Genomic DNA, 24,668 nt, shown 5'->3' on the forward strand with positions numbered 1-24,668 from the left:
TGCGTCCGCTTTGCCGCGGACCCAGCCGCGCGCGACCCTGTGGCTGCGCTGTGTCTGAAGGTGGCCGATCACTTGACTCGCCGATCATGGACGATCCTATCGAGGATGGTCAGGCGTGGGCGCAGCGTCAACAGGCCGCGTTTCCGCAGTGGGTTACTTGTTACGGTGGGGGGGTTGCCGATCTGTGGGACTTTGGCCTCGACTCGCTAGATCGTATGACATACATCGTCTTCGGCGGATTCTCGACTCCGCAGGCCATCGACGACCCAGCTAATGCCGGATTCAGCGGTGCTGCGGCCTGGTATCTGGGAGAGATCGTGCGCCGCCGAGATCCGAAGAAACGCCGTTGGGCACGATGCGACTATGGCTATGACGCCGGCGACTATGTCGTAGAGCCGGTTGCTAAGACGCACAGGTGGTGGAAAAATCCGCGTGGAGATCTACGCGCCGTGGCCCGTGCCGGTGATCCAATGTGGTTGCGCTCTTCCTACACCTATTACGTTGCGCCGCTGTGGGATAAGCCATGGCCGGCGTGGATCCACTCCAGTGAGACCGGGTCGTGGCGCTGGGATGAGGCGGCGAATCGGTGGTGGTCTCAGCGTGATCAGTGGATTTACAGCATCGCTGGTCTGCTCGCGTTGCTAACGGCACGACAACCCGATGTCGTATTGGACTATTCGACGGCCTCGCTGCACACCCTGGAAGGATTCGTCGTCAACGACTCGGTCTGCCAGGACCCGCTGATCCGCGACGCCATAACCGCTTACGTGGGTGAGTGTCTGCTGCGTGTAGGTGGCGGCAAGTGGATTTGGGATGTGCATCCCGAGCACCTGACCAACGGGTTCCCGGTCGTGCGGCGCAGTATCGGCAGGGTGTCGCCCGCTCACCTGATTGACTATGCACTTGCACGCCGAGATGGGCAAACGTTCACCCGGATCCATTGCGCCTGGATCGCCGAGGCGGAGGACTGCCGGCGGCGTGGACCCGGCTACGTGCTCGGTCGCGAACTCACCCCTGGCCTGGACTCAATTCGCCAACGCGCCTATACCGTCAAGCACTGGGCCGACCTGAAGCAGGCCCAGTTCGCCGATTGGGTGGCTGCTTATGGTGTCGGCCGCCAATGGGACTTTTCGGCCGGCTCCCTTGAAGGTCTTGCCCAGGTGATACTCGAGCATTGCGCTCCCGGTACCTTTTTCCTCGACGCCGAGTGTGGCGACGATTTCATCGACGGCGCGGTGTGGTATTTCGGCGAAACCCTGCATCGGGCGATACCGTCGCGATGGTCCTTCACCGCAAGTAACGCTGAGCGCACTGGTGAAGGTCGGCACGGGCTGACTATCGCGATCAACGATCTCTACGAGGCCTACGAGGTTTCCTACCCCAGCGCGGTGTATCTCGTGCAGGAACTCGACAGGGTCCTGCGACCGTGGGGATATACGGGGAAACCGGAGGCCTCGCCAGACCACCTTCGTCATATGTATGAACTTTGGGCGACCACGGCGATCCGCCACCGCATCGAGAAGTCCCAGAGACGCCGCGAAGCAGTCAAGCGGCGAGCGGGCCGCAGACGCTCCGATCGGGAAGTCCTGGAGTGCTGGCTTGCTGAACGCCAGGACGAATTCCTGCGGTGGATAGCGCAATTCGGATCTGGACAGGAGTGGGATTTCAGCGTCGATAGCCTTGACGCGTTGGAGGTGCTGATCCGGCAAGTGGCCTCCGGGCCGGAGGAGTTGCTCGAAGATAAAGTCAACGCCGACTTTTTCGAAGGTGCCGCTTGGTATCTCGGCGAGGTCACTCGCCGCCAGGCCCCAGACGCTGTGCGCTGGGACTATGACCGCACCTATCTCGCCGATCCGCATCTGTCGGGGTGCTACCACGTCCACGAGTGCCTGGCCGAGGTGTACGCCAAGGAGGGCGGAGTTCTGCGCGCCTGGCATGAAAAGAAAGTGAGACTTATCCAGCGTAGCGCCGCCGCAGGAGACGGCGAAGTGGGACGGCGACCACAGGTGTCCGACATAGGCCCGAATCATTAACCAGCGCATCGTTATCGGCTAGGAGAAACATGAAGCGGTTCGACGAAGATAAGCCTCACCGATGCCCCGGATGCTGGCGGGTGTGGTGTGTACCGACCCGACAGTTCACGCCGCTACGGCTGGCGTTTCTGGGGGTCTTGGCGGTCGCGTTCGGTGGTGGCACTGCATCAAGTGGTGGCGCTGTCCGTATTGCGGGGCCGCGACTCGTGAGAACGAATTATCCCAGCGCAAGAATCGTTCGGCCCCGACGGCGTGCGGTTTGTGCCGGTCCCTAACTGATGTAAGGACACTAGTGAAGCACTGGTGCAACACTAATGCTACACTAGGGGGTATGGTCATATCAGAGATGCACATTAGTCGCCAAGATGTCGACCGGTACGTGCGCGACACCCTGCCCTACGACGAGATCACCGAGTGGGACGCCGATGGGATAGCCGCAGAGCTGATCGCGGCCTACCCTGACCTCCTGGGATTTCACCCCGATTTGCTCGACATGCCCATCACTTCGTATGGCCCAGCCGGGGCGTGGATAGACTGCCACATCGACGGCGACCGATACCAGACGGCTGTTCGCCGTTGGCAGATGACCTACGACAGCGCGGACGGGATCGCGGATCTACGGGATCTCAGCGACACCGAGCTAAAAGGGCTGTACGACGCGGCCGCAGTTGCAGATGACGCCGGGCTCATGCAATCCATCCGTGCGCTGCGCGGCCAACCCCCACTGGTGATCCTAGAGATAAGCCATCGCCAAGAGGACGGCAGCTGGCGCGGTTGGGAGGCAGCCGACTACGAATTCGGGCCGCTGAGGCGCCACGAGCTGCCCCCGCGCGACGAGCTGACCTCGCTTCTGCGCGACTACGTGGGCGACATCTGTACCGGCGGTGAGTGGTTGCTGGAAGCCAAGGACGCAGACACCGGGTGCGCGCTGGCCGAATCGGAGATACTCATCACCGATGATCGCGATGAAGGCGAGCTCTGATGGCAACCAAGCTGCCGCGCCTATCTGTCACGCCGCCCTCGGAGGAGGTGCTGAGCTGGATCGAAGAAGTCGCCGCACTCACCTACCAAGCCCCGGCGGCAGCAACAGGGGCACTCCTTGCTGCGATGCACGACCTCGGGCGCAGCGAATTACGCCGCATCCAGCTCACAGAACATGAGGCCGACTGTCTCGCCGACGTCCTCAACGGCAGCGTGATCGCACTAGGCCCCATTCTTGGGCCGATTGTGTACGCAGAGGTCAGCGACGCATTTCATCTGGCCGGCGACGGGATCTCAAGCTATGGGGCCAAACACGACATCGACCAGGACGCACTGCTCGCCAAGCTACGCGGCATCGGGCCCTCAGCCGACCTCGCACTGCGGCTGGCGTTCGCCCGCTGGTGGAACATGCCAGACCGGAAGCGCGACTATCGCGCGGTGGGACTCAACATCAAGTCGCAGCAATCTATCACCGAGATCGACTGAAGCGAATCTGCGGAATTCCGGCGGACATCCTGAAATTGATGGCTGCTGACGGGCTGTTGATCGCTGGGGACATGGCATCCGGGCTGCTCGCAGGGCCGTGTCGCATCGAATTGCGGTCCGCGGCGACGGAAAGGCCGCCGCGGACCGGTACTTCCGGGGTGTAGCTGCCAAAGACCCTGAAGGAGGCCCGCCAGTGTGTCGATCGACGAAGCATGGTGGGCGGCGTTGCCCTGGCTGCGGGAGCTACGGTGCTGCGGCCAAGGCCAACGCAAATCGCCGACTGGGGCGTATGGCCCGCAAGAAGGTCGTCGATCACCTCACCGAACAAGGCCTCGTCGCGACGGCTAAGGCCATCCTGGCCGCGCCGCCCAGCGTCCTGCCGGAGTTCATGAAGGCGATGGGTATTGATGAGTCGGTGCTCGGGGACACCCCGATGCCCAGCAATCACTCCAACCCGCCGTCTGCGGGTCTGCTCGTCGCTGCGGCGAAGGCTGAACAGGCCGCACTGGCCGGGCCGCAGGTCTCGCCGGAACAACAGGCATTGGAGGCTGCGCAGGAGACGCTGGCCGCTGCGGAGAAAGCCGCCGACAACGCGCGTAAGGCGGTGGCACGGGCGCAGGCGCGTCGGCGCAAGTTGGTCAAGGAGATGGGCTCAGGCGACGGGGACGCGCTCACCGCCGAGCAGCTCGCGGAGCTCGTCGAAGCCGGGGAGGCGATCGACGCAGCGAAGGCGACCCACGAGCAGGCCAAGCTCGCGGTCGCGACGGCGGCTGACGACATAGCTGCCGCAAAGTACGGCGTGGCGACGACGCTGCCGGACGAGGAGCGCGACGAGTACTGCGCCAATCTCAGCGCCGACGAGGTCGAGGCGCTGGCGCGGTCGCTCAACCGGGCGGTAGCCGCCGAGGCCGCCGGGGCGCTGGATGCGGGACCGCAACCGGAACTGATCCCCGGTGCGGTGCGCGATACCTCGATCTATACCCCGGCGACGTTCTTGATGGAGACCGGTTCGGGAGCGGTGGAGGTAGAGGGTCGCCTGCTCGACGGCGGGACGGCGATCCATCGCCGCGGGTCCGGAGACTTCCTGATCCTGCAGAAGCGCGACGGCGTCTATCACGGCGTTGCCGCAGCCGGCGGCAAGTCTGCGGCGTTGAACAAGGCCGGCCGCATCCCATTGCTCGCCGAGCTGCCGGCACTGCACGAGGGAGCCAGCGACATCGAGGTGCAGGTCCATCACATCAAGTCTCAGGTGATGATGCAGCTGGCAGGTCAAGCCGCTGAGCATCACTGGAACAGCGAGCAGCATCAGAGCTTCCTCGACGACAGGATGGGTGAAGCGCGCGACAAGCTCATCGACTCCGTGGGTGCCGGACCTGTGCGCGCGGACATCTACGACGCGACCAAACGGCACAAGAAGCTGATGCGCGACAAGGCGGCGGTGGCCGCCGGCGAGGCGGCGCGCGCCGAGGCGCTGGCCGCAGGTAAGGGGGCCGCGGCGGCCGAGGAGGCCTATGTGGCCGCGCATCGTCGCGCGCTGGGTACGCCGACGCGTGGGGGTGGTGTCATACCACACTTCGATCACAAGATCCCGCCGGACAGCCTCGGCGCGGAGAAGCACAAGTCGTTGTGGCGCAGTGGCATACGGGCGTGGGGCAAGGAGACCGCGGATGACTATGCGGTGATCGCGCAGTGTGCGGGCAACCTCAAGGCGTGGGGGTTTTCCACAACAGGGTCGGGGGTCAAGACATCGAACATCAGTGAATTGACGGTGTCGAATGCGGCGTTCGTGAACAAGGCGCTCGACGGCAAGGAACGCTCGGCGTTGACGACCTACACCGGTGGCAGTTACACCGCGATCAACGCGGCCATCTGCGGGCGTGACGGTGCCACGGCGTCGGGTTCGATCAAGACCGTGGTTTCGGGTATCGAGTCGGCGTTTGACAAGTTCCGTGAGCACAACCCGAACATGACACCGATGACGGTGGTTCGCGGCACCAAGGTTCCCAGTGGGTGGAAGGGGACGCCGGCGGAGTACATCGATGCGGTGTTTACGGTGGGCGCGCGGATGGAGGTGGGGAAGGTGACCAGCACGACCACCAAGCAGTCGACGGCCTCGGCGTTCGCCGGGTATCCGCCGTACTACATGGTCGTGCGGACTCGGGAAGGCTTGCCGGTGAAGAGCATTTCGAAGTTCTCTGGTGAGGACGAGGTGATTTTGCCGATGGGCTCGCACTTGCGGTGTGTGCACGTCGATCACAACGGCATCGACGGTAAGCCGACGGTGTATCTGGTCGGTGAGGACCTGGTGGCTGAGGCGGAGGACTCTGGTGCCGGTGGTTGGAAGAAGGCAAGCTGATGATGGCGGACGCGTTCCGGGCGATGTCGGTGCGCAGGGGAAATGGCATGTCCCTCGGCGGGGTGCTGGCGGCGCTAGGTGTGCGGGGAAAGGGACTGAGATGGTGTTGACCAGGGCGCAGATTGATGAGATCCGACAGCGGCTGGATGAGGGGATGAGCCCGGAGGCGATCGCCGATTCCATTGGGAGACTGGCCGATCTCGACGAACTCGACATCGTGACGATCAGGTCAACGGCCTACGACTTGAGCAACGGGGAACCGGTGCGCGCGGCCGACGAATAAGGAGACGGGCGGTCGAGGGACGTTTCGTCGCCTGTTCAGAAGGCGTGGGGTTAGCACCTCGCGTGTTTGATATCGACGCGCCACACTCATGCATTTCGCCACATGCCGTCCGTCGTCGAGAGCGTTGTAGTGAATCGGCGGCAGTGTTCGGTTCCGCCCGTTGAAGGCGGGAAGGAAGCTGTTGCGGTGGGTGCGCAGCGCGGAGCATAGATTGCACTTTCCGCCATTGATTTCATGGCTGGCGGAGAGGGTGAAACAACAGTGTAGGGACATTTTGACGGGCCTTGTATGCGTGCTGGGCGGCAGCTGGTGGCAGATCAAAACTTACCAGTGGTGGTGAAGTTTCCGAATATGGGTTATTCTGGTCGTGCCAAAGACACCTTCGCTGAAGGGGAGCCATGTTTTGTCGTATCCCGGCCCGACCGATTGCGGGGGCCTTCTGATGTGCCGATCCCTCAAGAATGGGCAGCGTCGCCGCTGCCCCAGCTGCAATAGCTATCCCGCCGCGGCACGTGCCAACGGCAACCGTCGGCAGAGTCGCTTGGCGCGGCGCAAGGTCGTTGACCATCTGAACAGCATCGGGCTGGTCGCGACCGCTCGGGCGGTCTTGGCGGCGCCACCGAGCATGCTGGCGCCGTTCATGGCCGCGATGGACATCGATCCTGCGGTCCTCGGCGATGCCGCGATGCCGGGCACCGGGCCCAACGGGGCGGATGCCACCGTGCTCATCGAGAAGGCCACGTCCGAACGGGCGCAACAGCATCGGCTTGCCCAGCCTGCTGTGGCGGCGCGGGCGGCCCAGATGAACGACGGGCTCGCGACCCGTCCGGCCATCGCGCCCCGTACAGCGGTTCCGGCGGTGCATGCCGGGGCCGCAGCTCGACTGGCCCAGGCCCTGGCGGGTAGCCGTGGTCGTGGCGCTGCCCGGCCCGCCGCCAAGCCCGGGGCTGCCAACGTGCCCAACTGCCGAACCAACATCGCCGTTATCGCGCAGTGGGAGGAGCGGGCCGAGGCCGTCTTTGCTGCCGGGGGCAACAAGTCCCAATGCCGGATCGCCTGCGCTGAAGCGGAGATGCTGTGTAAGGGCTGCCCGCTGATGGAATCCTGCGCACGGCAGGCCAAGGTCAGTCACTACACCGGCGTTGCCGGGGGCCGCATTTTCGTCAATGGTCGGCACCGGTTGACCCCCTCTAGCCCGGCTAGGATCGTCGCATAGCTGCGCCCTTCTGGCGTGCACGTTTTCCGTTGCTGTGAGAGGGCTTGGTGCGCGATGACGGCAGGTGTCGGACTGAAACCGCTCGACATTTTCGTGTTGGGGTTGAGATACCTGCGCAACAGTCAGACCGATGAAGCGCGGGAGGCGTTTCGCCAAGCCGTCGAGGCCGACCCCACGATGTGCGACGCCTGGCTGGGCAGGTTGGCCACCAGGGAGACATCGCTCGCGGTGACCGCCGGCGCCTACCGGTCGGTGTCTAATCTGGGTGCGGCGCTCAGAACGGCCCGGATGACCGTCTCCGACCTGAATGTCGTCACGTCGATGACGCTGGGCGCGTTCGCGCTCGGTATGCCGACCCACACGCGCCTGCACGTGGCGATCGCCTACGCCGCTGGGCTGGCCGAAGCGGAGCCGCCGCAGCTAGCCAAGGCTGAAGAAGTCATCACCCGAGAGGCCCGCCAGCCCAACGTGTCGACCCTGGATCTGGATCTGCTCGACTACGTGCGGCTGGGGTTGCTCGGCCTGGCGCGGCGCTGGCCCGACGTGCTCAGTTTCGAGGGCACCCAGCAGTGGCGCTCGCAGGACAACCCCGACTTCGTGAAGCTGCTAAACGCCGGCATGCTGGTGTGGAAGGTGTGGGCGCTGATCGGCACTGGTAACGCTGCAGAAGCGCAGCGCTACGCCGAAAGTGGTCTGGGCACAGGGGGGTTGCCCAACGAGGTGCACGCCAGGTTGCGCCTCGGCCGCGGGTATGCGATGCGCGCCCAGGGACAGCGCGACGAGGCCATGCAGGCGTTCAAGGAGCTGCAGGCCTGGATGAATCTGCCCGAGGTGCAGGAGGCGATCGACGATCCTGAAAAGACCGTCGAGATGGTCACTGCGGCGTCGCTGGCGACCCGGTCGGATATCTGGGATCCCGAGTCGGGCAGCTCGGCGGCGTTGCTGGAGAGCGAGGCCCGCGAGAAACGCCGGGACAGTGTGCGGGCCGAAGCGATGGCGTTGCTGGACAAGCAGATAGGTATGAACGGGGTCAAAGAACAGATCCGCCGGCTGGAAGCTAAGGCGTTGATGGACCAGAAGCGCGCCGAGGTGGGCATCGCGAAAAAAGAGGTCGGAGCGGCCTATATCTTCGTGGGCCCTCCGGGTACGGGCAAGACCACGATGGCGCGCATCCTCTCGCTGCTGCTGTTCGGGCTCGGCGTGATCGCGCGGCCCGAGGTGGTGGAGGCGTCCCGGCCCCAGCTGGTGGACGAGTATCTCGGCAAAACGGCGCCGAAGACCAACGCCGTCATCGACAAGGCTTTGGGGGGTCTGCTTTTCCTGGACGAGGTGTATTCGCTGTATCAGATGGGTTACTCAGGTGGCGACGCCTACGGGCAGGAAGCGGTCGACACGCTGTTGGCGCGCTTGGAGAACGAGCGTAAGACCGAGGATCCGAACAAGAAGCTGGTTGTTGTGATCGCCGGCTACGAGGCCGATGTCAATCGGTTCCTCACGATGAACGAGGGTCTGGCGTCGCGTTTTACTGCGCGGATCCATTTCGAGTCGTATACGCCTGAGGACCTGGTGAAGATTGCTGATCTCATGGCCAGCGCCGAGTCTGCGCTGTATTCGGCTGAGGCGCAGGATCTCTTGCTGTGCAACCTGCAGAAGCTGGCAGCGATGAAAGTCGATGACGTTGACTCCGCTGGCAATGCGCGCGTGGTGTCTGGCATCGACAAGGGTGGCAATGCCCGATTCGTGCGCAACGTGACCGAGAAGGCCACGGAGATCAGGGATTACCGGCTGTCGTCGAGCCCGTCGGTCGACTTGTCGGTGAAGGAAGTGCTGGTCACGATCGAGGCCAGCGATGTGGAGCGGGCGTTCCGTGAAGCGTGTTCGGTGCAGGGAGTTCGGTTTGATGAGTAGTCGGGAGAACAGCTGTGGCTGAACTGGAGGGTCCCGAGCAGCGTCGCCGCCGCGGCTTCCGGCTCACGGCCAAATACCAGGTCAGCGGGTGGCGATTCCTGTACCGGCGACTGCAGCACGCGCTGGTGCGCCGGGACACCCGCATGATTGACGATCCTCAGCGCGCGCAGGCCTCGCCGCTGGTGCTGGGTGTCGCTCTGGGTGTCGTGGTGTGCGTTGGAGCGGTGGTGTGGGGTTTGTTCTCCCCGGCCGGAAAGGTCAAAGACGCCAAGATCGTGGCCGACAAGGACTCCGGTGCTCTCTACATTCGGGTCGGGGATCGGCTGGACCCGGTGGCCAACCTGACCTCGGCGCGGTTGATCGTCGGTCAGCCCGACAATCCGGTCAAGGCCAGTTCAGCGGAGATCAACAAGTATCCGCGGGGATCGCTGGTCGGAATTCCCGGTGCGCCCAACGATATTCGTAACGCGGCGGACCCGTGGTCGATCTGGACGGTCTGCGATTCGACGATGACCGGAGCGGCGGTGCCGCTGGATCCCGTATCTGGGTTGCCCACCACGGCACGGTCCCCGGTCACGACCACCGCCATCGGTGGTGCCCTGAGCAAGAGGGCCGACACCGCCACGATGGCCGGCAACCAGGCGCGCCTGGTGGGCTATGACAACCGAACCTGGCTGATCTATGCGCGGCCCGACGGCGTCGTAGTCCGCTCGACGCTGGAGATCACCGACCCCATCGTCGCCGACGCCCTCGGAATGAAGGCCAACGATCTGGTTCTACCGATCTCCCAGGGGCTGTTTAATGCGATCCCGGCCGAGCCGCCGCTGGTCGTCCCGGCGATCACCGGAGTCGGGGAGCGGCCCGCGTTCGCGCTGAACAAGCCGTTGACGGTGGGCACCATCCTGGCGGTGCGGGATCTGGCGGGCCAGAAGACCTACTACGCCACACTGCTCGATGGGGTGCAGGAGGTCAGCTTGACCGCGGCGACGATGATCAGGGCGGCCAACCCGCAGGTCAGTACCCAACCCGTGGAGGTCGGGCCCGACGAGTTGGCGGGCTTTCCGAAGTCCACCCAGCTGGCGGTGTCGTTCTACCCCAAGGACGCAGTGCACCTCGTTGCCGCCGACAACGAGCCGGTGACGTGCTGGTCCTGGTCGCATTACGGTGACGAGCCCACCTCGCGCACCGAGGTGCTTACCGGGCGGACCTTGCCGCTGACTCCCCAGCAGGTCAAGGCGCTGGTGCCGATGGTGTCGGCGGCGACGTCGAAGGGGATGACCGCCGATCAGGTCTACATGCCCTCGACGACCGGGCGGTTCGTTCAAGTCACCAGTGCAGCAACGGATTCACGGCTACGCGAGTCGTACTTCTGGATCGCTGATACCGGTGTGCGGTTCGGGCTTGACACCTCCGATAAGGAAGCTGGTGAGGTCACCTTGACCGCGCTCAAGCTGCACTACCCGGTGCCGGCGCCGTGGGTGGTGGTGTCGTTGTTCGCGCCGGGCCCCACGCTGTCACAGAAGGATGCGCTCATCCGTCACGACGGCGTGCCGCCCAACCCCACCGTCGCGCGTCTGGACAAAAAGGAAGTGAAGTAGTGCGTACCAGCTTCAATCGACCGGCCATACCGGTTGCCCCGCCGCGGATCTCGCGCGATGAGATTGCGGTGCCGGCGCCCAAGGAGATCGAAGAGGGCGAACCGGCATCGAAGATGCGCACGGTCGGCGTGCCGCTGATGATGCTGGTGGTGCTGGCCGGCATGGTCGCGCTGATGCTGCGCTCGGGGCGGTTCAACCCGATGTTCATTATGTTCCCGCTGATCATGCTCATGGGCATGGGCAGCATGATGTTCGGGCAAAGCGGCGGTGGTGGGACTTCGCGTGCGCAGCTGCTGTCGGACCGCAAAGCCCAGACACGCGGCCTGGGCGTGACGCGGGAGAAGGTTTTCGACCGCGGTCTGAGCATGCATGAGGGGCTGCAGCACGCGTTTCTTGATCCGGCGGTGCTGTCCAGCCTCATTGGGACAGAACGCATGTGGGAAGTGACGCCCACCAACGACGGATACACCGCGCTGCGCTACGGGCTCGGTGAAGTAGAACTGGCCGCGCGCATCGTCGCCCCCGAAGCTCCGCCGGGGGAGTTTCTCGAGCCGGTTGGCTGGGTGCAGACCGTGCGGTTCCTGCGTCACCACTCCACGGTGTCGTCGATGCCGCTGGCGTTGGCGACGGCGCGGTTCCCGATCATCGGGTTCTCTGGGGACAGGGAGGCGGCGCTGGGCATGCTGCGGGCGATGCTGCTGCACGCTGCGGTCACCCACGGCCCGGACAACCTGGCGATGATCGTGCTCACCGACGATCCAGACGGGCCGCAGTGGTCATGGATGAAGTGGCTGCCTCACACCCAGCACCCGTTCAAGCTCGACCGGCTCGGCAGCGCGCGGATGATGTATTCGGACTGGTCGACGTTGACGGCCAGTGTCGGCGGTGAGGACGAGGACGATCCCGCCAAGATCATCGACTTCATGATGAACTTCGACCCTCATGTCGAGTTCACTAATGACAAGTATCGGCATGTGCTGGTGGTCATCGACTCGGCTGTCACCGACAAGCTGATCGACTCAGTGATCGCACCCCGGGCCGGGGTGACGTGGCTGATGGTCAACCCGCCCGACAACGCACTGACATCCAGCGAGGGCATCGTGCTGCGGTGCGATGCAGACCGCACCGTGTGGCGCACTGAAGCGGACAAGCCGCTGGCCGATCCGACGAAAGTGGCTGTGGCCGATCAGGTTTCACTGACCGATGCACGCACGATGGCGCGCCAGCTGGCCAAGTATGAAGTCGCCTCGCTCACGAGTCTGGGGCGTCAGGCCAAGCAGTCCGAACGTGGCCGTGACTGGCCGACGCTGATGCGGGTCCGCGACCCGGGTGCGCTGGAGCCCATGGACACCTGGAGCGCGATCACCCGATACGGCGACAAGCGGCGTCTGCGGATCCCCATCGGGTTCCTGTCCAACGGGGACCGGCTCGATCTTGACCTCAAGCAGGCCGCCGAAGGCGGTACCGGCCCCCACGGGCAGCTTTTGGGAGCAACCGGGTCGGGCAAGTCGGAGTTCCTGCGCAACCTGGTGCTCAACGGCTGTGTGTCGCACTCCCCGGACATGCTCAACATGCTGCTGGTCGACTTCAAGGGCGGCCCGACGTTCCTGGGAATGGGCGATCTTCCGCATGTCTCCGCGGTCATCACCAACATGGAACAGGAAGCCCACCTGGTGACCCGCATGAGCGAGATGGTCGGCGGTGAGATCGAGCGCAGATTCCAGATCCTGCGCAACGCCGACGAACTGAGCAACCGCTACGACGTCAAGGACATCCGCGACTACGAGCAGCTGCGCGAGCGTGGTGTCGACCTACCGCCGCTGCCGTCGCTGTTCGTCATCATCGACGAGTTCGCCGAGCTGCTCACCCAATACCCCGAATACGGCGACCTGTTCAAGCGCATCGGCCGCGTGGGACGCTCCCTGGGGATCTATCTGCTGTTCGCCTCGCAGAACCTCGATACCTCCGGACGCACCAGCGGTCTGGAATCCAACATCGGCTACAAGATCGGTTTGAAGACCCAGACCCCGCAGGAGTCACGGGCTCTGCTGGACAGCTCCGATGCCGCCTACCGGCTGCCGGGCAACCCCGGGCACGGCATCCTGCTGTCCAGCGCCGGTGACCGCGCCGGTGAGCTGACGCAGTTCTACGCCGGCTTCACCGGCGCCGCGTACTTCCCGCCGGCCTCGGAGGTCATCGTCGAGCGAGCCCGAATGCGCACCGACGACGGAGGTTTCGTGGGGCCGCAGGCATTCACAGCGATCGAGGCTCCACTCCCGAAAGACCCGGCGGACTCGGTCGAGGTGGTCAGCGAACCTGAGCGCACCGACGAAGAACTCGAGAACGCTCCCACCATCTTCACCACCCTCATCGATCGTCTTCGCTCGGCTAACGTGCCGCCGCCGTACCGGATGTGGCTGCCGCCGCTGGAGGTCAAGACCCTCGATCAGACCGAGCCTGCGCTGAAGCATTGGGCGGTTCCGGCCAACACCGCGCTGCCCAAGCTGAGGGTGCCGATGGGGTTGTTCGATGATCCGGCCAAGCATGCCCAGCCGCTGTGGACCATCGACACCGCTGACCAGAACGTCTTGATCATCGGTGGCGCCCAGTCCGGCAAGTCGACGGTCATCAAGACCCTGGCGTGCTCTCTGGCGCTGCACAACACTCCCGAGCAGGTGCAGATCTACCTGGTGGACTACGCCGGCGGCGGGCTAGGCCCGCTGGCTGATCTGCCGCACGTGGGCGGTGTGGCCAGCCGGGCCGAGCCCGATGCCATCAACCGCATGCTCTCGCAGGTGCGGACCCTGATCAGCAACCGCGAGCGGCTATTCCGGGAAAACAAGATCGGCACGATGGCTGATTACCGGCGGCTGCGCACCAACCCGGACCATCCGCTGCTGCGGGAGGACCCCTACGGCGACGTCTACATCATGATTGACGGATGGGACGCGGCCGTGGCCGAGGGGCAGGTGCTGCAATACCGCGGCAGCGAGGTCGAGTCCCTGATCGTGGGTGCACTCAACTACGGGGTGCACCTGGTGTTGTCCACGGCGCGCGTGGTGGAAATGCGGGGCATCGAACCGCACATGAAGAGCGTCATCGAGCTTCACTCCGACACGGAGTTCTCGCGGATCAGCAACGCCCTGGCTAAGAGCCGGCGCAAGGCCCCCGGGCACGTCCTGGCCACAGGGTCAAAACTGTATGGCCTCGTCGCGCTGCCTCGCATCGACGGCATCGGCGATCCGACCTCGATCAATAGCGGCATGGCTGCGCTGGTCGGTCAGATCGCCGAACAGTTCGCCACCAGCTCGGCCGAGCGGCTGCGCACCTTGCCGACCTCGCTGACCTATGACCAACTCGCGGTGATGGTCGCTCAGGCCGATCAGAAGTCCGTTGAACGCAACAAGGGCCGGTGGGATCCACGCCGGCGGCTTCGGTTGGCCTTCGGCATCCAGGAGGAACGACTCACCCCGGCCTATGCCGAGATGTGGCGTGAGCCGCACCTGCTGATCGCCGGCAACGCGAAGTCGGGCAAGAGCGAGGCTGTCGGCGCGTTGTACGACAGCATCACGCGCCGGTTCCCCGGCGGCGTCGACGCGGCCGCGGTCATCTTCGTCGACCCGCGTCGGCGGCACCTGGGCAAGATTAGCAACAACAATCTGTTCGCCTACGTCACCAACGATGACGAATTCATGGAGGCCGCGATCAGGGTGTGGCAGCAGTACGACATGGAAAGCCGTAACGTGGCGCCCAATATTGATGCCAATACGCGAGCGGCGCGGTCGTGGTGGACGGGGCCGGAAGTGTTCGTGATCATCGACGACTACCATCTGTTCGCCAACACCCGGAACCGCGGGGATCAGCCGGCGGTGTTTAAGGCGCTGCCCTGGCTGGAGAACGAGTCACTGGCCCGTGGTCTGCACTTCGTGATCGCCCGAGCGGCCGAAGAGCTGTTCATGGCGCTGAACCGCGACCCGCTTCTGCGCCGGCTGACCTCTGATGCGCCAACGGTGATGCTGTCGGGCAACAAGTTCGACGGGCAGATCGGGGAGCAGAAATTCGAGAACTTCGGCATTCCCGGCCGGGCCCGTTACGTCGAGACCGGCTTCACTCGCAATGGGCGGGTCCAGTGTGCCTGGTCGGGTATCCGTTACAGCGACGACGACTCCCTGGGGGACTGATGAGGAGACGATCTGCAGAGCCCGGAGCAGGAAAAACTACGACACCGCACTCTGGTGGTGGCGCTAAACGGGTCACAAGTTTTACCATCACAGGTAACATTACCGCGCGGGAAGGTTTCGGGAATGAGGTTTGCTGGTGATCACCAACGTTGAATCGGCTGTCATGATGGCGAGCATCGCCGATGTGGTCAGTAACGTGGCGTCCACTGCGGGTGTCATCGACGGCGCAGCGCCGGTCATCATGGCGCCTGCGCCTGCCGGCACCGATGAGGCTTCTGCGCTGGCCACCATGAACACCAGCGCGCATTCGGCGGATCTGCTCGGTACGTCTGCGCTGGGGTTCCTGGAGCTGGCGCGCTACGCGGGGGCACTCGGGGTCGCCGACGCCAGCTACGAAATCGTCGACGCGGCCAACGGGTCGCAGTTCCTGTAAACCGGGACACCACCACCATCATGATCGCGGGCGGGCAGCGGCGGGGGCCGGCACCGACACAGCGTCGGTCGGCGGTTCAGCGGCGCTGTAGCGCTCCGCGGAAGGGGGGAGGCGCTGATGTTCGGGCCTCCTGAGGTGATCACCGGGCGCCTGATGTCGGGTGCCGGTGCGGCGCCCATGACCGCGGCGTCGGCGGAGTTCACCGCCGCGGCCGCCGCCTACGAGCTCGCGATCGACCGGCTGACCGCGCTGCTGGGGTACCTGTCGGCGTCATGGCAGGGCGAGGCGGCGATGGCCATGCAGCGGGTCGTCGTGAGGTTCATCATCGCCAATCGTCTGCTGCAGGCCCAGATCATCACCTCGGCGGCGCGGACTGCGGCGCAAGCCGCGGCCTTCACCGAGGCCTACACCACCATGGCCCAAATGGCCGAGATCGTGGAAAACCGCGTGACGACCGCCGTGCTGCACGCCACCAACTTCTTGGGCATGAACACCATCCCCATCGGTGTCAAAGAGGGCCAGTACCTTGAGATGTGGATCCGCGACGTGTCCGTGCAGGCCAACTACCTGGCGCAGACGATGGCCAACACCACGTTCGATCCCTTCGCCAAACTGCCCCCCATCACCGGTATCACCAGCTTCCCGCCGGTGATCACCCAAGCGCTGAACGCGGCCATGGCGGCCACCGACCGTGTTCAGATGCAAGCGATCAAGGCGCAGAACACTGTGTCCGTGCTCAAGGGAAAGGTCGGCGGAATCGCTTCTGCTGCGACCTGGATGGCCCAGCGCGCCCAAGACGGAGCCCAGAAGGCCGAAGCCCAGGCTGCGGTGGCCCGCTTCCGTGAGAACAGTGCCCAGCGTGAAACGACCGACCGGACAGCTGAGCAGATGGGTCAGCAGTTGGTGCAGCAGATTCCCCAGCAGGCCGCCTCGCTAGGGCAAACTGCGCTGCAGGCGCCGCAACAGGTGGCACAACAAGTCCAGCAGGTCGGTCAACAGGTCGGTCAGCAGTTCGGTTCGCAGATCAGCAATCTGATGAATCAGGTGTCTCCCGAGCACCGTCTGGACAGTCCGGGATTCTTCGACACCCAGCCCAGCTCGTCGACGCTGGACCGGTTGGCCGGAAGCTCCGGCAGCGGTGGATTATCCGCGGCCATTCGCGTCCCGAGCCTGGCCGGATTGTCCGGCGCCTCAACAGGTTTTCGCTTCCCCGGCGGCTGGGATGGCCCTCTGTCGGGCTCGGCGCCCCCGTCTGCGCCTGCCTCACCCGGCGGCGCGTCGGCTGTGCGTCCCGGCGGTTCGGGAATGCCGTTGCACGGTGCCCGCCGCCGCGACGAAGCGAAAGCGGCGACAGTCAAACGTCCTGACACCAAACTCATTGCGATCTGGGGGCGCAGTCCCGAAGAGAAAGAGACAGTGTCGGCCGGCGCCTTGGTTGCAGAGAGGCAGACCGACAAGCAGGAGGTCAGCTGATGGAGGCGGGCTTCCCCACCCACTTGCGCTCAAGGCTGTTCGGAGCGCGGCACGCCACGCCGGCGTGTAAGTCCAGGAGCGGCATTTCCACCACCCTTTCAGAGAAACGGAGACACTCATGAGCAGTGGCATGCCATTCAACATGGACATGGCAGTCCAGGCAGCCCAGACCGCCAGCTTCCAGGGGCTGGTTGATTCCGCCACGGCCAACAACAAGCAGCTGCTGATCGTCGCCGACAGTGCCCTGGCCGCCAACCGCGGCCAGATGTCGGATGCGTTCCAGACCTGGTTGAGCGACGTCCAGCAGACCGCCGTCAGCAACAACCAGGTCCTCGACCAGATCCGCGAGGCACTGCACTTCGGTATCGGCGCCACCGACGCGCAGGAAGCCTCGGCTGCGGGCGACTTTCAAGCCATCACGGGTGTCGTCAACCCGTTCCACTGAGCCAACCCCACATCTGATGAGCCGAAAACCACTGACCCTCAAGGAGAGAACACATCATGGCCGCTGACGAAGTTCACTACAACTACCCGCTGATGGAGTCGATCGCTGCGCAGCTGCAGCAGTGCGGCACCACCGCTCAGGGACTCCTGGACGCTGGGCGGGCGAACAAGCAGACGCTGCTGGGCAGCTTCCACGGTGACACCGCCAACACGTTCCTCGACAGCTTCACCAAGTTCGAGCACGTCTGCCAGGACACCATCGAGGTCACCCAGCGTGGTGTGAACGCCTACCACAACGGAACCGCGGGGATGCAGACCAACGAGAAGCAGATGATGGGCTTCTTCCCCGGCTGATTCATCCCAATTACCTACTGGTAGGGCGCCTCGATCCATCGCGGATGGGTCCAGGCGCCCTGCTGCGTAACCACGCTGGTACGGCGGTTCCGAAAACGGTTGCTGCGCAGCGAAACTGCCCTGCTCGCACAGGTAGCATCGAGGGCTATGGCAAGAGACATTCTGGCCGCCGCCCATTTGAGCGTTGACTCAGCGCTGTTCATCAACCGGCTGATGGGCATCGACAGCCTGCCGCCGGTGCTGGCACTGATGAACAACGTCTACTACCCCGACGACCAGGCCCGCGTCGATGACCTGACCGTTGCGGTCCTCATCGAGGCAGGCCTGATAGACACCAACGGTGTCGTTGACCCGACGCTGGCCTCCTGGATGAGGGTGCTGGAGCGACCGGACATCGAGGTCACCCTGCGGGGGATGCAGGGCGACCGCATGCGGCGGGCGGTCGTGGCACGCCAAGGAGAAAGCCACGTGATGGCGCTGCGTCGCAACGACGAGCTGGTCGTCCAGGCCGTATGGTCGACCACGCACTCACTCGATGACGTGGTGTCCACACCGATCTGGTCGGCGATGCGTGAGTCGGCCGACGTGCTCGCGCCGCCGCCGGCCGAGTTCGAATCCGTGACAATGCCGCTGCAGCAGGTCGCCGAACTCTCGGCGGCGTCCACACCGGGGGACATGGTCAGAGCGCTGCGCGGAGAACTGGGTCTCGACATGACGACCGCCAAGATCCTCAACGAGGTGTCGGCGTATTCAGGGCAACGCTGCGAGATCGTGATGCGCGAGAACCGCGGAATCCAAACCGTCGACACAGCGGCAGGTGTCTTCGTGGCCGACACCTCCTACGGTCGGGTGCTCTCTGCGGTGGGACGGCAGGGTTCCCGCCTGTGGGTGACTTTCGGGCCGGGCACTTACGCCCGGTTCCGGGCGGCGATGTCGGATCTCGTGCAGTTGACCCCAAGTCGAGATTGGTTCGCTGCACAGGTGCTAAGGGGCTGATGGCCGGTGCATCGGTGCTGGAAAATGCGTGCTCTTCGGCCCTGAGTTTGACCATTCTGGTGCGCTAGTGTGCTGGTGAGCGCTGGAAAAACAGCCTTTGGGGCAAGCCCAGAGCGAGAGCGATCAAGCGATCGGACGACAGGCCGGTTGCGCCGTTCAAATTTTGCGGGGAGAGGTGAGCCGAATGGCTGAAGATGTCGAAACGGGCAACGGCCGGCACTGGTCGGAACCGGAGAGTTACGTAGAGCCCTCGCAGTCCGTACCATCGGAACCCGAGACGGCTGCCGAGGATCTGCCGGGCCCGCCGCCGACGACGATCACGCCTGCCGGCACGGCCGATTGGTCGGCCAATCCCGCCCCGGCGTCCTCAGAAGCGCCAGCAGCAGCCGGCCAGGAGCAGCAACGCTACCGATCCGACAGCGCCGCACCGTCGGCGCCGCCCTGGGGCCAGCCTGCCGCGCCACGCGCCGGCAACGCGGTGCTGCAGCGGCCCGAGCAATATGCCACCCAAGCACCCCAGCGGCCGCAGCAGTGGGGAGCGCCATCGCAGCAGTGGGGAGCCCCCACCACGGCACCCCAGGGACAGCGGCCGGGCCCGGCCATGGCCCCGCGCCGCCCGCAGGGCGATCAGTTCAGCCGCGCCGAAGTGACTCAACAGATCCCCGCGGTGACCGAGCACGATCACCGGGGCTGGCAGGCCGTCCCCGATCGCCAGCAGGCCGTGGGACGCGCAGCGGAGTCCGACCACTACCGGCGGCCCAGCGCGCCGATTCAGGCGGCCTCGGCCGGGATCCGCCAGGAGCTGATCTCCACGGCCACCGCGAAGTGCGCGCCGGTGGCCAACACCGGGTGGCGAGGGGCGGCCAACAAGACCGGCTTCAAACTCGTGCCAGGCAAGAAGGAGAAGCGGCGCCGGGAGGTCCACCGGCGGATCCGGGCTCCCAAGGACACGATGTATGCGATCGCCGTGGTCACGCTCAAGGGCGGAGCCGGTAAGACGACGGTGACCGCCACGTTGGGGCAAGTCTTCGCATCGATCCGAGCCGACGGTGTGCTCGCAGTGGACGCCGATCCAGATGCCGGTGATCTGCCGCTGCGCACCGCGGTGCACCAGCAGAATCTGTCGATGATGGAGATGCTCGACACCGAGCCCGACGATCTGCGCCAGCATGATCAGGTTCAGAGGTTCCTATCAACCACCGATACCGATCTTCACGTCCTGGCCAACGGCTGGCGTCCTGACGGCGAGCGGGTGCTCGTTCCCGAGGACATCCGCGATGTCTATGAGATCGCCTCGCACTACTACAGCATGCTGTTGTGGGACGGCGATAAGGCGCTGAATTCCCATGTGGTGCGCGAGGTGTTGGACAAGTCCAATGCCCTTGTGCTGCTTGTAGAAGCCTCACGGCCCGGTGCGATCAAGGCAGGACTTGCCATCGACTGGTTGCGCAACCACGGCTATGAGGGACTGCTGGCGCGCACAGTGTTGGTGGTCAACGAGACCACGGCCAACACCCGGCTGGACATGCAGGCATTGATGACGGTGCTAGCTCGCCAGCAGCTCAAACTGCACCACATCCCCTTCGACAAGCACCTCGACGAAGGCTTGTTCATCGACCTGGACAAGCTGAAGAAGAAAACACGGCAGGCCTTTGAGGACCTCGCGGCGTTGCTTGCCGACGACTTCTCTGTGCCGCAACCGCCGGCCCCAGTCGCTGCGGCGAGCTAAAAGCGAAGGGAGCCAACCTATGTCGGTCGTATTGCCGGTTGATTCGCTGCCCGCCGAGCCCGGCGGGCAGCCGCAGAGCACCAGTGCGGCAGTTGCGGCGGTCCCTGAGCAGATCCGTGTGGCGATCCATGTCGGCAACTACAACGTCGACACCTCGTTGGCTGCGCATGCGCCGCTGTCGATCATCATGGAAGGGCTGGTGCCATTCCTGGCTGAGACGCTGCGCAATGAAGGACTCAACGTCGACTTCAGCACCACGGGGGTCTACACCCTGGCCGTCGAAGGCGGCATGCCGTTTGCGCGCACGTTGACCCTGGCTGAGGCCGGGATCCTCGACGGGGCACGGCTGCTGCTGCGCGAGGTGCACTCGACTGAGGTGTTCAAGCCGATCATCGAGGACGGCAGCGACGCGCTGGCCGAATTCAACGCGGTCAAGTTCGCCTCCTTCACCGCCGACACCGCGCGGGCGCTCGGGTTGATCGCCATCGTCGGCGGCGCCGCGCTGATCGCAGCGTTGACCATCGCGGCCTGGTGGTCGACTCCGTCGAGCCTATGGTGGGTGCCGCCCAGCGGTGCGTTGACTGTGCTGGCCATCGCGGGCGCGATCGTGGCCGCGCGCCGATCCGTGCTACCGGTGTCTTACGCCGCGGGCATCGCTGCAGTGCCATTGGCGTTCTCGCTGGGGTGGGTGGCCGTACCCGCCTACGAGGGCACACCGGGGCATTGGACGTCTGCCAACGTCCTTGCCGCCGCGTTCGCTGCCGCGGCGGTATCAGTAATGGTGTTGTGGCTGACCAATGTTGGGATCAGCGTGCACACCACGGTGGTGACCCTGGCCGCGGCCGGGGCGGTCGCCGCCGGGGTGCGGACCTTCACCGGTTTCGACATGCGCCAGATCGGTACCGTCGCCGTTGTCGCCGGCATGATCATCGTGGCCGTCGCGCCCGGGCTTTCCCTGCTGCTGGCCGGTGTTAAGCCGCCGAGTCTGCCTGTGCCCGGTGAAGACATCGACCGCAACGAGCTCGACGAGGCCGCCATGGTAGTCGAGGTGTTCGACGACGGTAACGATGTGCGCACCGTGGCGCTCTCCGACGATGAGGACACCCAACTCGAAGGTCGATCGCGGGTCTCCAACAAGTACCTGACGGGCCTGTTCATCGGCGCGGCGGCGATCATCGTGGCCGGCGCGGTGGTCGCCGTCGAGCCGGGCACCTATTACTTCTGGGGCGAAGTCGCCGTGGCGATCCTGTCGATTCTCGTGCTGGTCCTGCGCGGGCGGTCACTGCCCGATCGGGTTCAGGCTGTCACCTTCTTCCTCGGGGCGTTCGTATTGCTGGTCGGATTGACGATGACGGTCATCGTCGGCTCGTCGAATACGATCGCCGCGATCAGCGTGCTCGGCGGCGTGGCGGCGGTGTCGCTCTTGGCGGCTGTGGCTGGCATGGTGCTGCCAGGGACGAAGATGTCGCCAATTACGCTGCGCCGCATCGAGCATGTGGAGTTCGTCGCCAACTTCGCGGTGGCCATGCTGGCGTTCTGGATCGTTGGCGCGTTCACGTTCTTCCGGAACCTGCTATGAGAGGGCGCGCCGTGCTCATCGCTGCTCGCACCACCGCCGTCCTGGCGCTCGTCACGACACTGGTGGCCGCGGCCCCGCTGGGGACTGCCAGCGCGGTCACCCCGCCCAATCCCGACGTGTCGGCCGCACCGCCGGACGGCCCGCCTGGCCCCGATGGGCCCATGCGCAAGAACGGAGCGTGTGTGGTCGGGGGTGTGCTGCCCGCCTCGGACCTGGCCAAGACCCCGCCCCCGTTGACGGCGTTGCAGATCGCACAGGCGCACAAGTTCTCCACCGGGGCCGGAGTGATAGTGGCCGTGATCGACACCGGTGTACGTCCTCAGCCGCGGCTGCCGGGGATGATCGCCGGCGGCGACTTCGTCGACCCGGCGTCGGGCAGCAACGGATTCGACGACTGTGAGGGCCACGGAACGATTGTCGCGGGGATCATCGCTGCCTCACCGTCGCCGACCGACGGGCTCATCGGCGTAGCACCCAATGCTCAGATCTTGGCCATCCGCCAGACGTCGCTGGCGTACATGCCGGAGAACCAGTCATCAAATCCCGACGACCCCAACAACTCTCGCACCGCCGGTGATATCCGTACCCTCGCGCGGGCGATCGTGCACGCCGCCAACATGGGAGCCCGAGTTATCAACGTGTCGGTGGTGTCGTGCGTGAAGGTGTCCAATCCGATCGATCAGGCCATGCTCGGTGGGGCGTTGAAGTACGCCGTCGAAGTCAAGGACGCTCTGGTCGTGGCTGCGGCCGGCAACGTCAACGCTTCCATCGACTCCGGGGCGGGCAACCAGAGCTGCAAAAGCAACCACGACCCAGACCCCGCCCGGCCCGAGGACCCCCGAAACTGGGCAGGCGTCACCGTGGTGTCCACTCCGTCGTGGTTCGACGACTTGGTGCTTTCGGTGGGGTTTGTCTCACCTGAGGGTGTGCGCGCCGAAAATTCGATGGCAGGCCCGTGGGTCGATGTGGCTGCGCCCGGGTCGGGAATCGTCTCGTTGTCCTCGAGCGGCCAGGGCGTGATCAACGGGGTCCCTGGTGAGGAAGGCGGGCTGGTGCCGATCGCGGGCACGTCGTTTGCCGCGGCCTACGTCTCCGGTGTGGCGGCGCTTCTGCGGTCCCGGTTCCCCCAGATGACGGCCCGCGAGGTGGCGACGCGCATCATCACCACCGCCCATGCGCCCGCTCGTGGGGTGGACAACGTAGTGGGTCGCGGGCTGATCGATCCCGTCGCGGCACTGACCTACGACATTGCCGTCAACGGTGCTCCCGCAGTGACCGTGCAGGCCGCTGAGCTGTCGCTGCCCAAACCGCCGCCGCCTCCGGATTCGGCGCCGAAGTGGACCGCGGCGATCACGATCGGCGTGTTGGCGGCAGCGGTGGCTGCGGTGTTCATCATCGTGTCGGCCACCGGAACTCGGCGAAGGAGGCAGTGATGGTGGCCACGGCGCGTCCTCGGAGACGCTGGACCCGGGTTCCCCTGGCCTCGGCGCTGGTGTACGGGGTGGCCGTGTGGGTGACGATCGCCTTCACCGTGGCCAAGGCCCTGCCGGTGTGGGCTGCTGTGGTGATCCTGCTCGTCGCTGCGGTCGCGCTGTCAATTCCGATCCGTGGACGGGTGGTGCTCGTCGAGTGGTTCGCGGTGATCTGGGCGTTCCTGCGGCAGCGCGGTAAGCCTTTGCCGCCGGCGTTGACCCCGGCGACCGACATCAACGTCATCTCCGGCAACGCCGGCGTGCGGTGGGACGGCCACACGTTGGTCGCCGCCGTGGAAGTCGGTCCGACCCTGGCGTTGACCACCGAAGCGGGCGGGCGAACTGACAGCGGAAGTGTCCTGCCGTTGTCCCTGGTGGTCTCGCTGATGAGCCAGTACGGACTCAATATCGACATCGACGTCATCGAGGCGGGTTGCCACGTTCCGCCCGGGACCGCATATCGGACCGTGTACTCCCAGTTCGTGGGGCCCCGCCACCTGGTGGGCCAACGCCGGACCTGGCTTGTGCTGCGGCTCAACGCGTTGGACAACCTCGACCGCATCGTCGAACGTGGTCCTTCGCGGCGTTCCGGGCCCAAGGCGTTGGCGGCCGCAGCCCATCGTGTGGTGCAGCGCCTGCAACAGGAGCAGATCCGCGCACACGCGCTGTCGGCGGAGGACCTCGACGAGATGGGGGACGTGCTGTTGGCGCCGGTGGGCCCGGTAGACAACCAGGAGAAATGGTCTTTCATCCGTTCGGGGCCCAACTTCATCACCACCTACGTAGGCAACCCAGAACTGTTGGCAGAGGGCCAGTTCGACCGCTGGTGGTCGTGGCGCACCGAGGAAACGGTGACCGTGATACGGCTGACGGGCGCCGGTGGCATCGCCGAGATCGAAGTCGGTGTGCTCATCCGTTACGTCCACCACGGCAAGGCCTACAAGCCGCTGGCGGAAGCGAAATTGAGCCACCCCACAGGGATTCAGCGTCAGATGCTCGATGCGGCGCTGCCGGCCGGAGACCGTAGCCTGCACGCGACGATGCCCACGGTGCCTTTCTCGGCCGTGCGCGATGTTCGGGTGCCGATCGGTCCGTCCGGACAGATTCTCGGACAACTCGACGACGGAACCCTTGCCGCCGTGCCAC

At 65.0% G+C, this 24,668-nt stretch carries 18 protein-coding genes; all 18 read left to right on the plus strand.

Translation table 11 applies throughout. The features are described 5' to 3' along the window. The first annotated feature begins 86 nt into the window (after positions 1-86). On the plus strand, positions 87-2,033 hold the full coding sequence (locus tag F0Q45_RS12715; protein WP_149654293.1) for a hypothetical protein: 1,947 nt from the start codon (positions 87-89) through the stop codon (positions 2,031-2,033). 331 nt (positions 2,034-2,364) lie between these two features. Continuing rightward, positions 2,365-3,015, plus strand: coding sequence for a hypothetical protein (locus F0Q45_RS12720; protein WP_149654294.1), 651 nt, complete (start codon positions 2,365-2,367; stop codon positions 3,013-3,015). Beyond that, entirely contained in the window at positions 3,015-3,500 is a 486-nt protein-coding gene (locus F0Q45_RS12725; RefSeq protein ID WP_149654295.1) for a hypothetical protein, read from the plus strand. Before F0Q45_RS12720 ends, F0Q45_RS12725 begins: the two co-directional genes overlap by 1 nt. Before the next feature lie 289 nt (positions 3,501-3,789). Beyond that, the gene (locus tag F0Q45_RS12730; RefSeq protein WP_262490983.1) at positions 3,790-5,856 is read left to right on the plus strand and encodes an ADP-ribosyltransferase; all 2,067 of its coding nucleotides are present in this window, start codon (positions 3,790-3,792) and stop codon (positions 5,854-5,856) included. Positions 5,857-5,956: 100 nt separating this feature from the next. Further along, complete coding sequence (locus F0Q45_RS12735) at positions 5,957-6,139, plus strand: hypothetical protein (RefSeq protein WP_149654297.1); 183 nt, start codon at positions 5,957-5,959, stop codon at positions 6,137-6,139. A 541-nt stretch (positions 6,140-6,680) separates the two neighbouring features. Continuing rightward, positions 6,681-7,355, plus strand: a complete 675-nt coding sequence (locus F0Q45_RS12740; protein ID WP_149654298.1) for a hypothetical protein — start codon at positions 6,681-6,683, stop codon at positions 7,353-7,355. Positions 7,356-7,409: 54 nt separating this feature from the next. Next, the gene (locus F0Q45_RS12745) at positions 7,410-9,263 is read left to right on the plus strand and encodes an AAA family ATPase (RefSeq protein WP_149654299.1); all 1,854 of its coding nucleotides are present in this window, start codon (positions 7,410-7,412) and stop codon (positions 9,261-9,263) included. Between the two features lie 14 nt (positions 9,264-9,277). Continuing rightward, positions 9,278-10,861, plus strand: a complete 1,584-nt coding sequence (eccB, locus tag F0Q45_RS12750) for a type VII secretion protein EccB (RefSeq protein WP_149654300.1) — start codon at positions 9,278-9,280, stop codon at positions 10,859-10,861. Then, entirely contained in the window at positions 10,861-15,042 is a 4,182-nt protein-coding gene (gene eccCa, locus F0Q45_RS12755; protein ID WP_149654301.1) for a type VII secretion protein EccCa, read from the plus strand. Before eccB ends, eccCa begins: the two co-directional genes overlap by 1 nt. Before the next feature lie 136 nt (positions 15,043-15,178). Further along, a complete protein-coding gene (locus F0Q45_RS12760; protein WP_149654302.1) occupies positions 15,179-15,475 on the plus strand; it encodes a PE domain-containing protein in 297 nt (98 codons plus the stop codon). Between the two features lie 117 nt (positions 15,476-15,592). After that, complete coding sequence (locus tag F0Q45_RS12765) at positions 15,593-16,948, plus strand: PPE family protein (protein ID WP_149654303.1); 1,356 nt, start codon at positions 15,593-15,595, stop codon at positions 16,946-16,948. Between the two features lie 118 nt (positions 16,949-17,066). After that, on the plus strand, positions 17,067-17,393 hold the full coding sequence (locus F0Q45_RS12770; protein WP_149654304.1) for a hypothetical protein: 327 nt from the start codon (positions 17,067-17,069) through the stop codon (positions 17,391-17,393). Between the two features lie 56 nt (positions 17,394-17,449). Then, positions 17,450-17,746 (plus strand): WXG100 family type VII secretion target, encoded by a 297-nt coding sequence (locus F0Q45_RS12775; protein ID WP_149654305.1) that lies wholly within the window; start codon positions 17,450-17,452, stop codon positions 17,744-17,746. A gap of 147 nt (positions 17,747-17,893) precedes the next feature. Further along, positions 17,894-18,742 (plus strand): ESX secretion-associated protein EspG, encoded by an 849-nt coding sequence (locus F0Q45_RS12780; RefSeq protein WP_149654306.1) that lies wholly within the window; start codon positions 17,894-17,896, stop codon positions 18,740-18,742. 184 nt (positions 18,743-18,926) lie between these two features. Further along, positions 18,927-20,471 carry an AAA family ATPase gene (locus tag F0Q45_RS12785; RefSeq protein ID WP_149654307.1) on the plus strand — a complete coding sequence of 515 codons (1,545 nt, stop codon included), beginning with the start codon at positions 18,927-18,929 and terminating at the stop codon, positions 20,469-20,471. 19 nt (positions 20,472-20,490) lie between these two features. Next, on the plus strand, positions 20,491-22,050 hold the full coding sequence (gene eccD, locus F0Q45_RS12790) for a type VII secretion integral membrane protein EccD (protein WP_149654308.1): 1,560 nt from the start codon (positions 20,491-20,493) through the stop codon (positions 22,048-22,050). Next, positions 22,047-23,483 (plus strand): type VII secretion-associated serine protease mycosin, encoded by a 1,437-nt coding sequence (gene mycP, locus F0Q45_RS12795; protein WP_149654309.1) that lies wholly within the window; start codon positions 22,047-22,049, stop codon positions 23,481-23,483. The genes eccD and mycP overlap by 4 nt, the downstream gene beginning before the upstream one ends. Next, positions 23,483-24,668: type VII secretion protein EccE (gene eccE, locus F0Q45_RS12800; protein ID WP_149654310.1), on the plus strand; the 1,186-nt coding region annotated here is incomplete at its 3' end. The genes mycP and eccE, both read left to right, overlap by 1 nt.

The organism is Mycobacterium simiae (genome assembly GCF_008370645.1).
GTDB lineage: Bacteria > Actinomycetota > Actinomycetes > Mycobacteriales > Mycobacteriaceae > Mycobacterium > Mycobacterium simiae_A.

Excerpts from the sequence above, each read along its gene's own strand:
- F0Q45_RS12715 (WP_149654293.1), top strand. The coding sequence starts at position 87 with ATGGACGATCCTATCGAGGATGGTCAGGCGTGGGCGCAGCGTCAACAG.
- F0Q45_RS12720 (WP_149654294.1), top strand. The coding sequence starts at position 2,365 with ATGGTCATATCAGAGATGCACATTAGTCGCCAAGATGTCGACCGGTAC.
- F0Q45_RS12725 (WP_149654295.1), top strand. The coding sequence starts at position 3,015 with ATGGCAACCAAGCTGCCGCGCCTATCTGTCACGCCGCCCTCGGAGGAG.
- F0Q45_RS12730 (WP_262490983.1), top strand. The coding sequence starts at position 3,790 with ATGGCCCGCAAGAAGGTCGTCGATCACCTCACCGAACAAGGCCTCGTC.
- F0Q45_RS12735 (WP_149654297.1), top strand. The coding sequence starts at position 5,957 with ATGGTGTTGACCAGGGCGCAGATTGATGAGATCCGACAGCGGCTGGAT.
- F0Q45_RS12745 (WP_149654299.1), top strand. The coding sequence starts at position 7,410 with ATGACGGCAGGTGTCGGACTGAAACCGCTCGACATTTTCGTGTTGGGG.
- F0Q45_RS12765 (WP_149654303.1), top strand. The coding sequence starts at position 15,593 with ATGTTCGGGCCTCCTGAGGTGATCACCGGGCGCCTGATGTCGGGTGCC.
- F0Q45_RS12770 (WP_149654304.1), top strand. The coding sequence starts at position 17,067 with ATGAGCAGTGGCATGCCATTCAACATGGACATGGCAGTCCAGGCAGCC.
- F0Q45_RS12775 (WP_149654305.1), top strand. The coding sequence starts at position 17,450 with ATGGCCGCTGACGAAGTTCACTACAACTACCCGCTGATGGAGTCGATC.
- F0Q45_RS12780 (WP_149654306.1), top strand. The coding sequence starts at position 17,894 with ATGGCAAGAGACATTCTGGCCGCCGCCCATTTGAGCGTTGACTCAGCG.
- F0Q45_RS12785 (WP_149654307.1), top strand. The coding sequence starts at position 18,927 with ATGGCTGAAGATGTCGAAACGGGCAACGGCCGGCACTGGTCGGAACCG.
- eccD (WP_149654308.1), top strand. The coding sequence starts at position 20,491 with ATGTCGGTCGTATTGCCGGTTGATTCGCTGCCCGCCGAGCCCGGCGGG.
- mycP (WP_149654309.1), top strand. The coding sequence starts at position 22,047 with ATGAGAGGGCGCGCCGTGCTCATCGCTGCTCGCACCACCGCCGTCCTG.